The organism is Paenibacillus agricola, assembly GCF_011440305.1.
In the GTDB taxonomy this organism is placed as follows: domain Bacteria; phylum Bacillota; class Bacilli; order Paenibacillales; family NBRC-103111; genus Paenibacillus_S; species Paenibacillus_S agricola.
Genome location: NZ_JAAOIW010000002.1, coordinates 461,990 through 474,580 on the forward strand (window position 1 = coordinate 461,990; position 12,591 = coordinate 474,580).

Genomic DNA, 12,591 nt, shown 5'->3' on the forward strand with positions numbered 1-12,591 from the left:
CGCTATGCGGTTGATTTATACTTCGACTGTTGTTTTCTTAGCCGCACCAATCGTATCAAAATATTCGACTGCATAATCCAAGCCGACAACATCCGCGTACTTCTGGTGCATATCGTACAGGTTAATATAATGCGACATTTGTGTACGGTCGTAAACACATTCTTCTACTACACCCATTTGGAAGCGGAAGGTAGCACCATCTACTACAGAAGCGCGTACACAACCGCTGGTAGTTTCCCCGGCACATATGACGGTATCTGCGTTTAAGCTAATCAGTTGAAAAAGTAAAGGTGTTCCATGGAAAGCGCTGGCTGCGGCTTTTTCGATAACGATCTCGCCTGCAATAGGCTTGACTTCTTCAACAATTTGCCTGCCTCTCTCCATCATTTCCTCCGTCATCGAAACCTGCAGCTTGCGCTTCTTGCTGCTTTTCGTCCAATGATTGATTCCACTGTTCATCCCTTTAATATGAATGACAGGAATTCCATTCTTGCGGGCTGCTGCCAGCAACAATACAGTCTTATCCACGGCCGCCCAACCTTCAAGTCCGGTGCTCATCGGCCATGTTTTCATGGATTCAAAAATTTCCTCACGATTCAGGCCAACCGTGCTGTAATACATGTCAATCAACAATAATACTGGCTTCTCGCCAAATCCGTTCAGTCCTTGCTTGCCCCACAATTCATCATGCCGCTTGTCTTGCTCTGTAAAAAAATGGCTCCACTTCATTTCTTCCATTGCAATCCCTCCATTTCGTATTTGCTTCTTTAGTGTAAGTCAGCTTATCTGACATGTAAATAATGGTTTGTGCATGTAAACTCTCATAATTTGAATGTATGCGCATACAGGGACTCTGAGAAAAACCGCGGAGAAGGTCAGGTTCTTGACTAGTCCCTACGATGGAGCGTCGGCGAGGACATAGGTATGGGTATGGGGCTCCAACCGTTCTTGAAGTACTTCAAAGACGGTCCGCAGGCTTTCCACCCCACACCCATGTCCTCTGTTCATCTTTGTGTACAGCCTGCCACTCTTTAAGACACCACGACATTATTCCACACACATAAATCATTTGCTAGTTCAAATTACGCTTAAAGCTTTTCTGATTGACGGAAGGATAGAACCTAGTCGTAAGGAGTAGATAACCAAACTGACTGTAAAGCCCTTAAAGTCGACTCTGTTCGCCATTTAAGAGCATTGGCAAACCACAAGGTCTCCATAATGAGAGCTTTCACCAAAATAACGGCACCCGTGTCCGCTTATTCTCATATGCATCAACAACCAGATGCCGAGGCAGGCAAGCCTACCATCGCTTTCGCCCGCTTTTCCTAGCTTTACCTAAACCTTTTCACGTTTTTATATATTAAAAAAGCATTCGCAGCAACTCACGAATGCTTTAATTTCTACTACATATAAAAATCAGGTGAATCACTAGCGAAGCGGACAGAGTGTGCTGGAGATAGCGAAGCGGTGCCTTTGTTCGCTGATTTCTACTATTAAATGTTGTATCTAATCAAGAAATCAGTGAACAAGAGCAATCGGAGGCATACTCTGTCCGCGAAGCGAGCCATTCACCTACTCATGAACCACAACCCGGTTTCTTCCGCCTTGCTTAGCGAGGTAGAGGGCTTTATCCGTGTATTCAATCAGCATGTTAATAGACAGTGAAGGATTCGGGATTAATGTGGCTACACCAATACTTACGGTAACTACATCACTTACCCTGGACGAAGCATGGGGAATTTTTAAATCCTCAATCGTTCGCTTGATGAATTCGGATACCTTAAGGGCACCCCTCTTGTCCGTATTAGGAAGAATAATCGAAAATTCCTCTCCCCCATAACGTGCAGCAAAATCATTCGGGCGATTCAGTGTCTTTTTCAGGGTGTGAGCCACGAGCTGCAAGCAATGGTCGCCCCCTTGGTGCCCATAGGTGTCGTTGTATGCTTTGAAGAAATCAATATCGCATAACAGCAAGGACAAAGGCTGTCCATATCTAGCCGCTACACCCCATTCACGCTCCATCGTATGGTCGAAGGAGCGGCGGTTTGCAATACCGGTAAGTCCATCGGTTATCGAAAGACGCATCAATAAATCGTTCGTCTCCTGCATTTTCATTTCTGTAACTTTCCGCTCTGTGATATCCCGAGAGACCGCAATAATCTCAGTAACCTTGCCCCTCTTATCACGAATCGTACGACTTGTGGATTCAAACCAAATGTACGAGCCATCCTTTCGACGCATTCGGTAGCTATGAGTGCTGATCTGTTGTGCATTCACAATACTGGTGAAGCTTTCCAGAACCTGATACAGATCCTCCGGGTGGAACAGGTCATAAACCTTAGTCCCAATCAACTCATGCGGCTTGTAGCCTAATAAGGTATAGCAGATCGCAGATACGTACGTACAGATACCCCTCACCGTGTGGCGAGAAATCATATCCGTCGAATAATCGGCCAGCATTCGGAACCATTCTTCACTTTCCCGCAGCTTTTCTTCCGTTGCTTTACGGTCGGTCACATCTTGAAAATAAACGGACAACCCCTCTTTAGTCGGATAGATATGGGTTTCAAGCCATTTTTCATTCGATTCTTGGTTTGCCGGTACATATTCTTCAAAGGTGATGGTTACTTTTTGTAAGAGGGCATCTCGAAAATAGCTTCCATAATCATTATGCTCCAGAGACGGAAAGGCATCCCATAAAAGCTTTCCTTGCAATTCCGCATTTTTTTTACCCAGCTGCTTTTCTGCCTCTTTATTTAAGTAAACAAAACGCCATTCCTCGTCTAACGAATAAAAAGCATCCGTAATTGTATCCAAAATACTCATATTTTTAGCTGTAAGCTCATTAATTTTAGATTCCGCCATTTTGATCTTAGAAATATCAAGGATTTGTGAAATGAAATATCGGGGAGACCTATCCGAATTATGGACAAGCGAAACGCTAAGTAACGCCCAGACCGTATGGCCCTCCTTGTGGTAATATCGTTTTTCGAGCTGAAAGCTGTCTATTTCACCTGCAAGTGTTTTTTCTACAAGCTCAAGATCAGCGTCCAAATCCTCCAAATGGGATAAATCCTGAAAATTTGTCATTAGAAATTCAGCCTCTGTATAACCTAAGAGCTTGCACAAGGCAGGATTTACTTTAAGCCAGGTTCCATCCAAATCTACCAATGCTATACCAATAGGGGCATATTGAAAAGCATTCAGAAATAAATCGTTCTCTTGAGGTTGGTTCTGCAAAGGTTATCGCCCCACGATTCTTTAATTTTAGGCAAAACGGTAATAGATCAATAAGAAAGTAGAGAGCACAAATATAAAGTTCAATGAAACAAATACCATTTGGTCGAGCTTGGTCTTATGCATGTCAATAGGCGGCTTATAAAAGCTGACCCCTTCTATAATAAAAATAACCAATATCATATGAATCATAAAATGGCCAACCAGCTCTGTCATACCGAACAGCATCGTTGTTGACACGAAAATCCCCGTCAAAACCAGCGATAAAATACGGTTGAGAATACCTACCACTAACAAATAACCGACTACAAATTCTATAAATGCGGCCATCGTAACAAAGGCCTCGGGCGAGAATCCAAAAGTTGGCACACCATGATGCTGAATAATATCAACTGCCATCAAAGGGAATACCCACTTCTCCACCGCTACCCAGCACAAGGATAAGCCGGTTCCGAGATACAGAAAGGGGAATCCCCAAGCGCTCAGCTTTGTTTTCTCTAAAAGAAGAGCAACAATAATCGCCACATAAAAACCATAATCCAGCATATGAAACCAGCCGGCTTCGAGGGTCAGGTCCAAGAATAAATAAAGAATAACTAAAGCCCCTGCTTTAGTGGCATAATGGTGCGGCACCAACAGCAGAACGATAGAGATCCACAGAAGGATGCTTTGTTGCTGTGTGAGGAGCTCAAATTCAGGTACGAAAAGCGAGCCTGATAAGACCTGGATCAGCAAGGCAACAGCGAGGCCATATTTTAATAAAAGAATCGAATAAACACGCAGCTTGTCCAGCTGACGGTCGACCTTTTGCATAAACTTCAAGTTATTAAGAGTTGGCAATAGCTGCGTCAAGACAGCAAGCAGCACCGCTATAAGCAGAGCCAACGCCATAAAAAGGGGTGAAATAATTTGAGTCATCGCCTCTTTAACTGGCTGCAAATCCGTAAACCATTTGACATGAGCTTGCGCCGCTAAAGGCATAGTCATAGACAGCACAAAGCATATAGTAAAGCTTAGCAGGAAAGTCACCGAGTGTTTTCTCATACCCACTTCCCCTTCATCCCAAGTAAGAACAAGCGTCGTTTTTCCAACTGTATATAACATACCAGATTATTGGCAAATAATCTAAAGCTTTATCAGATTATATGCAGGAAAATTAAGGAATTACTACTAAACTGTATCCAGCTTTAATAAGCTGGGTACAGACTATGGCTAACCATTGCTGCAGCATTCTATTTTGTGATGCTAAACCATTCAAAGTCTGCGTATCCGGCGCTCTGTAAATTTTCATCTATTTCCTTATTGACCGCACTATTAACCGCAAATATACCAACCTTGGCTCCTACCCAACGCCCCACTGTAGCTTGAAACGGTTGGCCTATAGCCGTAAAAAGCTCGCCATCCACACTGTAGCTAAACCTGCATATAGCATTGTTCGCTACAGCTACTCTTACATATGTAGCCTCATGCGTATACTCGACCACGGTCTCTTCGGACTCGTTGGTGACTCCCGCCTTCGTTTCTCCCTGCATAAGCACGAGCTCGGACGAGCCCTCTCCTGAGCGACGCAGCGCCAGATAGCGATAGCTAAACCCAAAAATCATAAGCCCCGCAAGGTCGGCTTCGTGGCTCGGCTGGTAATGCAGCTTCGCCGTAGCCGTGAATTCCGGTGCTGGGAATTTCTGCAGCAATAGCTGCGGAGCCTCATACAAGCTAGCTGCGCCTTGGGCGCTTGGGTAGCCTTGAGTGCTTGAGTAGCCTTGGGTAAGCTGCGGCTTAAGCGGCTTGCAAAACAGCCTTAAGCTGCCTGGACTATCCGTCAGCGAGTACCAATCGGGCCGTGGATTGGCCTGCCATTGCCATTGGCGCCCAAGTTCCTGCCCGTTGAAATCATCGGAGGTTTGGGGCACCTCCACTGGATATTCCGCGCCTACGTCAGGCTTTTTGTAATGTAGAACCGGCTCGCCGATCCCATCCCCATTGCTATCCATCCCCATTATAGGCCAATCGCTCACCCACTCCATAGGCTGGAGATGGACAATCCGTCCATACGCATTCCGATCCTGAAAATGAAGGAACCAGGATTCGCCTGACTCCAGCTCCACCCATGCACCTTGATGCGGTCCATTGACGGCAGTGCCTCCTTGGTGCAGCACGATTTTATCCTCATAGGGCCCCTCGACATTCCTCGACCTGAGGATGGTTTGCCAGCCTGTAGCCACCCCACCCGCTGGCGCAAAAATATAGTAAAATCCATTACGTTTGTACATCTTAGGGCCCTCCATCGTTGGATGGTGCTCCGTCCCGTCAAAAACAATGACCCCCTCATCCAGCAATTGCTTGCCATCAGGTGACATCCGACATAAATTGAGCTTGCTCTTGATCCCCGCGCGGCTATGGGCAAAGGCGTGTACCAGATAAGCGGTGCCGTCCTCATTCCAGAATGGGCAGGGATCGATCCAGCCTTTGACCTCTTTAATCATATGTAAGGGCGTCCAATTGCCGAAGGGGTCATCTGCCGTACTCATAAAAATGCCCTCATCTGGTGTACTAACAAATATCCAAAATTTATTATCGTGAAAACGTATACTCGGTGCCCAAATTCCTTTGCCATGCTGTGGAATGCCATAGCCGGGCAAATCCACGTGAGTGATGACATGATTAACAATTGTCCAGTTCACCAAATCTTTGGAATGCAGGATCGGCAAGCCTGGTGTATGGGCAAAGCTGGAGGCAACCATAAAGAAGTCGCTCCCCACGCGAATCACGTCAAGATCCGAATAATCGGCGTATAGGATTGGGTTTTGAAAAGTACCGTCGCCCAAATCGGCGGTCCATACATTATCGTGCATGAGCATCATATAAGCCTCCTTTAATGTGCAGCTTTTAATATTCAGTATAAACTACTTTAGATTCAGCTTCTAATTAATAGTTATATATTCCTATTAATACACCTATTATAGTTCCTTATAACTATGTGTTGACTGTATTAAGTATTACTGGTACCCTTAACGCATACTTTTAATATAAAAAATTACTGATAATGGCAAACTTATTGAAAAATAAGGACGCAAAGCTATGGGTCTAAAGGTTCATTACGAACAATGATTGCCAAGCTGTCAAAGGGTCTTTTTCACCCACATTAACTGTAACAGTGCTGCAGTTTTTTTGTCTTCTAAACTAATAAGAGGTGATAATATGATAGTATTAAACCACAACCATGAAAAATTACCTGTGATGATCGAAAATCTTGCTGAGTATCTAGACTATGATGACTCAAAAGCTCTATTACAGGCATTGAACAACATGGAGTTCGAAGAAGTCGTTGAACTCCAACAATCGTTAGAAACCATCTTGATGTATCTGATAGCGGATACTATTGTCCATTAAATTGCCAACCTCAAAGCTGCATGTTATATTTAAATGATCAAATTCCGATAGATAAGGTGGTATTTATTTATGAGTGAAACGATTTCTGCCCTTCAGCAACTCACTGCGGAGGTTGAGATTTTCCGCAAACCGGAATTCCCTGTCCATCCCCTATTCTTAAATCGCTGGTCACCTAGATCCTTTTCCGACCAGAAGGTTTCCGATGATGATCTACATACGATTCTTGAAGCCGCCCATTGGGCGCCTTCGTCATACAACGACCAGCCTTGGCGTTTTATTTTTGCCAAAACCGATGAGCAGCTTGCCATATTCCGCGGGCTTTTGAGTGAATTTAACCGCATGTGGGCGTCCTCAGCCCCTGTACTTATCTTAGTTGCTTCTGATAAACTGAGAGAGAATGGCGATCCTAACGCACCCCATAGCTTTGATAGCGGGGCAGCTTGGGGTTATCTGGCTCTGCAAGCAAAAATCCTCGGATTGGCTACCCACGCCATCGGTGGATTTGACAAAGCAGAAGCAAGAAGACTATTAAATATTCCTGAGCAGTTTGAGCTTCATTGCGTAGTGGCGCTTGGTTACCAAGGTGGCAAAGAGACCTTGTCTGCCGGACTACAGGAACGTGAAGTCCCTAATACGCGCCGTCCATTAGGCGAAGTGATTTACGAAGGAAAAGTGAACGCTTAAACTCATTAAAGGAGGGGTGGACATGTCTTTCCAGCATATTCTTGTTGCCTACGATGGCTCAGAATTATCCAAGAAAGCTTTACATAAAGCGATAGCGCTAGTAACCGACAGCCCTGCAAAGCTTGAGGTGGTTTACGTTCTCCACAATCCGGTTATCGTCATTGGTGAATCCGTTATTCCTACGACCGCTCATTTCGAAGCCGGTTATCTTGATGAATCCCAGGCAATGCTTGAGCATGTCGATGCAGAAATTGCCCACCTGCCCAACGCGAAAACTACCTTGCTGCAAGGCAGCCCATCCGATGTGATGGTCAGCTATGCAAAAGCAGAGGGTGCGGACCTTATCGTAATTGGGAGTAGAGGTTTGTCTGACTTCAAAGAATTGTTCTTGGGCAGTGTAAGCCATTATGTGGTGCAGCACGCCGAGGTTCCAGTGCTCGTGGTTAAGTAAAAGCAGTTTGTATGTTTGTGTTAGGAAAGCATCCTTCGGGATGCTTTTTTATATGCAGCTTGGAGAACTATTCTGTATCCCTATTAATTATTTTGGTATACCATAAACCAAATTTATGTGATATACTAATGGTATCATTTAAAGGAGGGACATTTTATGCCATCTATTATTTTTCAAACGTCAGGCAAGACGATCGAGGTCGCACAAGACGCCAATCTGCTAAGAACCTCCATCCGATACGAGGGCTCCGTTCCCTATAAATGTGGTGGTGGAATATGCGGAACCTGCCGCGTACGAATTGTGGATGGTCATGAGAACCTCAGCAAGATCATGAAAAAAGAAGTCGACAGGCTGGGCAATGAGAAAATCAATCAAGGCTTCCGGTTAGCATGCCAAACCTTTATAACCAGCGGTGATATAACGGTCGCATGGGATGAAGAAGACATGGAGCGTTTGAACAAAATCGCCCAAAGACGGATTAATGCCGCTAATAATTAAACATGGGAGCACTTTCGGGAGCAAACACAAATCAGCATCCATCCCCGAAAATTAGTAATCCCTCAACCCTAAACAGGGGCTGCCCCATCTGTAGCTTTTACCCTACGGATGGGACAGCCCCTGTTTCTTACTATACCGTACCTTCTATTGCAACTGAAGTTTATTGGAATGCTTATTTTAACGCTCGCTGTTGTACGATGCCAGCCCTAGCTACTCTCTTTCCAACGCTTCCATATATGCCTTCTTCGAGTTTTCCAAATGAATCTTGGTCAAGCTCTCAGCAAGCTCTCCTTCACCGCTATACACTGCCTTTGCCAAATCCCTATGCTCATCCATCGCTTTACGTAACCGTCCCGGCAGCTCGTAGCCTAACTGCACGAATGCCCGGATATAATCCGACAACCCATCTAGCATTTGTGCTAGTCTAGGGCTTTGCGCCGCACGGCATATCACATCATTGATTTTGAAATGGAATCTATAATCAACTTGGTCAAAATTGGATTTGGTGAGTGCTTGATCAATTTCTTCGACGATCCTTTTTAACTCCTCGCGATGGGAGGGCTCCGCCTTTTGTGCCGCAAGCTTCATCGCCAGGCTTTCCAATGCAGCAAGAATCGTGAATATTTCGATAATCTCCTCAGGCGAGAGCTTGGAGACGACAACACCTTTGCGCGGCAAGGTTTTGACAAAGCCTTGGGATTCCAGCCGGAACAAGGCTTCACGAATCGGTGTGCGGCTTACGTTTAGTTGATCCGCCAGCTCCCGTTCAATAATTCGCTCCCCTGATTTATACATTCCTTGGACAATCGCTTGCTTGACGTATTGATAAACCTTGTCGCGAATAGGGCTTAATTCTTCATCTTTCCATTTGACGGGCATTTCCTGGGTGTCTAGTGCCTGTGGTGTGCCTGGTATGTCTGGCATCTGGTATACCTCCGACTGATGTTTTCCTTAAGTTTAATCGATTTGCAGATTTATTTCCAACATTCCATTTATTTGAGCCCACTTGCAAAGCAGGCACAGTAAAAAAGCAATCCAGGTCAGGACTGTAAAACGCCCATACCTAGATTGCTTTCCATTTCCTTAATCATTGGAATTGAACCTTTACAATTTTACTTTCCTCATCCAAATCCAGCTCATAAATTTCCTTCTCGATCTCGGCAGTCGTCTCAAATTTAGGAAATACCTTAATGGGAATACTATTATCCGTAAATACCTCAGATACACCTTGGATCAGAATTCTGGTCTCAAGACTTTTAATTCGGCATATGGAGAAGGTCGTTTTTTTCTTTCCGAAAAAATAGTATTCATAATCGGCGATCTTCTCCAAATCAGGGTTGTCGGTTACAGTCCGGTAGCGTTCTGTAGTAGATACCAATATATATTCACTCATTGTCATTACCTCCACCTATGAAATTAGCTCGTCGCATTATTGTCATTCATAACGAACGATCAGCTCTATCTCGACGGCTGCACCGCCCGGCAATGAAGCGACACCTATTGCAGACCGCGCATGCACACCTGCTTCACCAAACACCTCGACCAATAAGTCAGAAGCTCCGTTCAACACATAAGGAAGCTCGTAGAAATCGGGGGCCGCGTTAATAAAACCCTCAAGCTTTACAATGCTGACGACATGATCCAAGTTACCCAACGCTGAACGTAGTGTACTCAGTTGATTGATGATACACTGGCGCGCTGCTTGATATCCTTCTTCTTTGGTTAGCTCCGAGCCGATCTTGCCTTTATATTTCAGTACACCCTTTTCCTTAGGTGTGACTCCGCTTAAGTAGATAAGCGGAGAAACCATCGTAAAGGGAACGTAATTACCACTTGGTTTAGGTGGAAGCTCTAATTGAATATTTAATTCAGCAAGCCTGGCTTCAGCTTGTCCTTTATTCTGCGGCAAGTTTCAATCCCTCCAATCTCTTTGAGAAAATGGCTTCATCATTCCTGGCGAAGCTCAATATCCTCCTGGATATACAATTGGCAGCAAAGGCGGAAGCCTTCATCCAGCTTGTCATTCAGTATTTTCTTTTCCTTCCAGTTGGGCTCAGCAAGCCCTCCTCCACCGGATAAAACTTTAACGGTACATTTGGTGCACTTGCCCATTCCGCAGCCGTATTTGAGATAGGGAAATTTTTTGATTCCTGCTAGAACAACTAGATTACTGTTCACAGCTATTTCCTGCTGGTAGAGCTCACCGTTATGATGCAATTTCACAATGGGCATTGGTACACCTCCATCTGCAGCGGGATCCACCCTGATTCCAAGTCCATAGCGATGGCCGCTTATCACGCTTCATCGCTATTCCATACGAAGACGATTGTTTCATAATTACAGCTTACTTCTTAATGTCAGCTACGGTAATAACCTCATATTCGGTGCCTAGGTAAACCTGCAAGGCTTTAAGCGCAGCCACACCAACCGCGGTGTCTTGCTCGCCATTGCCACCACTAACCCCAATTCCGCCGATAACCTCGCCATTGACAACTATTGGGAAGCCGCCTACGAATATAGCAAACTTGCCGGGAAGCATGGCATGTATGCCGAAGGCCTCCCCCGTTGTTGACGCCGGACCGCCAGGCTGGTTGAACAAATGGGTCGAACGTTTGTGGCCGCTGGCCGTAAACGCTTTGGCTATAGCAATTTCAGGACCGGTAATGCGTCCGCCATTCATCCGCTCCAGCGCAATCACATAGCCACCGTCATCAACGATACAGATGGCTTCGAGCGCTTTTGCTTCTACCGCTGCCTGCTTCGCCGCTTCTATCATGACTTTCGCTTCTTCCAATTCCAGCTTCAATACTGATTTCATCTGAGACCTCCCTATCGTTACATCGCCTCTAGCCTTATTCGATGCTTTGAACGCCGTGATAGACTGTTTTTTCCTGTGTGTAAAAATCGACGGCTGTACGGCCTGACTCACGGTAGGTAGCTGTACTGGACATCTTGACCCCACCGAACGGTGCATTATAGGCAACACCTGTCGTTGGACGGTTTACTTTTACGATTCCGGCTTGAATATGCTGAATAAAATATTGGGCACGATTCGGATCAGATGTACAAATTGCCGCCGATAACCCATATTCAATATCATTGGCAATCTCGATTGCCTCTTTGAAGGAGCTGACACGAATAATGGAAATGACCGGTCCGAATATTTCCTCCTGGGCAATTCTCATTTTAGGTGTGACATTCGTGAAGATCGCCGGCCTTACAAAGTATCCATTCGCATACTCGCCATCGGCCAGATGCTCGCCTCCGAATGCTAGAGTAGCTCCTTCCGCTTGGCCAATCGCGACATAATCCAATACATTGCTTAATTGGCTTTGGTTAGCCAAAGGACCAATCTCGATGCCTTTATATAACCCGTTGCCTATAGTGAGTGCCTCAGTTTTAGCTATTAATTGTTGAACAAATAGGTCATGTACTTCATCCATCACAATAACCCTAGAGGTGCCTGTGCATGCCTGGCCGGTCAATTCGAAGCCCGCTTTGATCGCTAACTCGACCGCTAGGTCAATATCCGCATCCTCCAGCACGACTAGCGGATTCTTGCCACCCAGCTCCAGCTGGACACGAGTCGATAAACGAACCGCTTTATTGATGGTCTCGCCTGCACCCGTCGAGCCGGTAAAGGTTACCGCTTTGACTGCGGGATGGGTCACTAGGGGCGTACCCGTTCGGGACGCTGACCCGGTTACAAAATTGATTACACCTGCGGGAAGCCCTGCAAGGTGAAGCACTTCAACCAAGCGCAAAGCAATAAGCGGAGTATCCGATGCGGGCTTGAACACTACGGTATTGCCCGTTACAAGTGCAGGAGCGATCTTCCGTACGGGAATGGAGATAGGGAAGTTCCAAGGTGTAATGACAGTAACTACACCTAAAGGTTCTTTTCTCGTATATACAAAGGTCGTTGGATCATCGGAAGGAAGCGTGCTGCCAGAAACATTCAAGCCTTCGGAAGCGTAATAACGCAACGTTTGGGCGGAACGCTTGACCTCCATCCGGCTACTGGCAAGCGTCTTGCCTTCTTCTCGGGTCAATTCCTCGGCGTACTGCTCAAGCCCCGCCTCCAGCAAATCTGCCGCCTTGTACAAAATCTCAGCGCGTTTGCTCGGAGCCGTGTTGCGCCAGGCTGCGAATGCGCGCTCGGCCGACTCCATCGCTAACAGAACGTCCGCCTCAACCGAGGCTTGAAACCGCCCGACGATATCGGTTACTTGGGCGGGATTCGTGCTATCGAAGGTGTTTCCGCTTGAGGATGCCACCCATTCTCCATTGATTAAGTTATTGAAGGTTTGTACTGCTGTGACGGTCACCAT

The 12,591-nt window shown here is 45.8% G+C and carries 14 protein-coding genes and 1 riboswitch; of the genes, 4 read left to right on the forward strand and 10 right to left on the reverse strand.

The annotated features are described in order from the left end of the window. Window positions 1–15: 15 nt before the first annotated feature. The 4 genes from G9U52_RS06565 to G9U52_RS06580 form a co-directional block, all read right to left on the reverse strand. Window positions 16–738, reverse strand: a complete 723-nt coding sequence (locus G9U52_RS06565) for an isochorismatase family protein (RefSeq protein ID WP_166147505.1) — start codon at window positions 736–738, stop codon at window positions 16–18. 834 nt (window positions 739–1,572) lie between these two features. After that, window positions 1,573–3,240: a PAS domain S-box protein gene (locus G9U52_RS06570; protein WP_166147507.1), complete on the reverse strand. Its 1,668-nt coding sequence runs from the start codon at window positions 3,238–3,240 to the stop codon at window positions 1,573–1,575. Between the two features lie 27 nt (window positions 3,241–3,267). Beyond that, window positions 3,268–4,281 carry a DoxX family membrane protein gene (locus G9U52_RS06575; RefSeq protein ID WP_166147509.1) on the reverse strand — a complete coding sequence of 338 codons (1,014 nt, stop codon included), beginning with the start codon at window positions 4,279–4,281 and terminating at the stop codon, window positions 3,268–3,270. 188 nt (window positions 4,282–4,469) lie between these two features. Next, window positions 4,470–6,098, reverse strand: a complete 1,629-nt coding sequence (locus G9U52_RS06580) for a glycoside hydrolase family 43 protein (RefSeq protein ID WP_166147511.1) — start codon at window positions 6,096–6,098, stop codon at window positions 4,470–4,472. 174 nt (window positions 6,099–6,272) lie between these two features. Continuing rightward, window positions 6,273–6,361, forward strand: a riboswitch (cyclic di-GMP riboswitch). 74 nt (window positions 6,362–6,435) lie between these two features. Here G9U52_RS06580 and G9U52_RS06585 point away from each other — a divergent pair. From G9U52_RS06585 to G9U52_RS06600, 4 genes are all read left to right on the forward strand, one after another. Further along, complete coding sequence (locus G9U52_RS06585) at window positions 6,436–6,627, forward strand: hypothetical protein (protein WP_166147513.1); 192 nt, start codon at window positions 6,436–6,438, stop codon at window positions 6,625–6,627. Window positions 6,628–6,696: 69 nt separating this feature from the next. Then, a complete protein-coding gene (locus tag G9U52_RS06590; RefSeq protein WP_166147514.1) occupies window positions 6,697–7,311 on the forward strand; it encodes a nitroreductase family protein in 615 nt (204 codons plus the stop codon). Between the two features lie 22 nt (window positions 7,312–7,333). Then, window positions 7,334–7,762 carry a universal stress protein gene (locus tag G9U52_RS06595; RefSeq protein WP_166147515.1) on the forward strand — a complete coding sequence of 143 codons (429 nt, stop codon included), beginning with the start codon at window positions 7,334–7,336 and terminating at the stop codon, window positions 7,760–7,762. Window positions 7,763–7,918: 156 nt separating this feature from the next. Then, on the forward strand, window positions 7,919–8,260 hold the full coding sequence (locus tag G9U52_RS06600) for a 2Fe-2S iron-sulfur cluster-binding protein (RefSeq protein WP_166147516.1): 342 nt from the start codon (window positions 7,919–7,921) through the stop codon (window positions 8,258–8,260). A gap of 210 nt (window positions 8,261–8,470) precedes the next feature. Here G9U52_RS06600 and G9U52_RS06605 read toward each other — a convergent pair whose 3' ends face one another. The 6 genes from G9U52_RS06605 to G9U52_RS06630 all read right to left on the reverse strand — a co-directional run bounded on the left by G9U52_RS06605 (window position 8,471) and on the right by G9U52_RS06630 (window position 12,591). Then, window positions 8,471–9,184, reverse strand: coding sequence for a GntR family transcriptional regulator (locus G9U52_RS06605; RefSeq protein WP_243767173.1), 714 nt, complete (start codon window positions 9,182–9,184; stop codon window positions 8,471–8,473). Window positions 9,185–9,347: 163 nt separating this feature from the next. Further along, window positions 9,348–9,653 carry a hypothetical protein gene (locus G9U52_RS06610; protein WP_166147517.1) on the reverse strand — a complete coding sequence of 102 codons (306 nt, stop codon included), beginning with the start codon at window positions 9,651–9,653 and terminating at the stop codon, window positions 9,348–9,350. A 42-nt stretch (window positions 9,654–9,695) separates the two neighbouring features. After that, window positions 9,696–10,169, reverse strand: coding sequence for a RidA family protein (locus tag G9U52_RS06615; RefSeq protein ID WP_166147518.1), 474 nt, complete (start codon window positions 10,167–10,169; stop codon window positions 9,696–9,698). A 38-nt stretch (window positions 10,170–10,207) separates the two neighbouring features. After that, window positions 10,208–10,492 (reverse strand): 2Fe-2S iron-sulfur cluster-binding protein, encoded by a 285-nt coding sequence (locus tag G9U52_RS06620; protein WP_166147519.1) that lies wholly within the window; start codon window positions 10,490–10,492, stop codon window positions 10,208–10,210. Window positions 10,493–10,604: 112 nt separating this feature from the next. Beyond that, a complete protein-coding gene (locus G9U52_RS06625; protein ID WP_166147520.1) occupies window positions 10,605–11,078 on the reverse strand; it encodes a GlcG/HbpS family heme-binding protein in 474 nt (157 codons plus the stop codon). 34 nt (window positions 11,079–11,112) lie between these two features. Then, window positions 11,113–12,591, reverse strand: a complete 1,479-nt coding sequence (locus tag G9U52_RS06630; protein ID WP_166147522.1) for an aldehyde dehydrogenase family protein — start codon at window positions 12,589–12,591, stop codon at window positions 11,113–11,115.

Coding starts and splice junctions, on each gene's coding strand:
- G9U52_RS06565 (WP_166147505.1), bottom strand. CDS start 738: ATGGAAGAAATGAAGTGGAGCCATTTTTTTACAGAGCAAGACAAGCGG.
- G9U52_RS06575 (WP_166147509.1), bottom strand. CDS start 4,281: ATGAGAAAACACTCGGTGACTTTCCTGCTAAGCTTTACTATATGCTTT.
- G9U52_RS06580 (WP_166147511.1), bottom strand. CDS start 6,098: ATGATGCTCATGCACGATAATGTATGGACCGCCGATTTGGGCGACGGT.
- G9U52_RS06585 (WP_166147513.1), top strand. CDS start 6,436: ATGATAGTATTAAACCACAACCATGAAAAATTACCTGTGATGATCGAA.
- G9U52_RS06590 (WP_166147514.1), top strand. CDS start 6,697: ATGAGTGAAACGATTTCTGCCCTTCAGCAACTCACTGCGGAGGTTGAG.
- G9U52_RS06595 (WP_166147515.1), top strand. CDS start 7,334: ATGTCTTTCCAGCATATTCTTGTTGCCTACGATGGCTCAGAATTATCC.
- G9U52_RS06600 (WP_166147516.1), top strand. CDS start 7,919: ATGCCATCTATTATTTTTCAAACGTCAGGCAAGACGATCGAGGTCGCA.
- G9U52_RS06605 (WP_243767173.1), bottom strand. CDS start 9,184: ATGCCAGACATACCAGGCACACCACAGGCACTAGACACCCAGGAAATG.
- G9U52_RS06610 (WP_166147517.1), bottom strand. CDS start 9,653: ATGAGTGAATATATATTGGTATCTACTACAGAACGCTACCGGACTGTA.
- G9U52_RS06620 (WP_166147519.1), bottom strand. CDS start 10,492: ATGCCCATTGTGAAATTGCATCATAACGGTGAGCTCTACCAGCAGGAA.
- G9U52_RS06625 (WP_166147520.1), bottom strand. CDS start 11,078: ATGAAATCAGTATTGAAGCTGGAATTGGAAGAAGCGAAAGTCATGATA.
- G9U52_RS06630 (WP_166147522.1), bottom strand. CDS start 12,591: ATGGTGACCGTCACAGCAGTACAAACCTTCAATAACTTAATCAATGGA.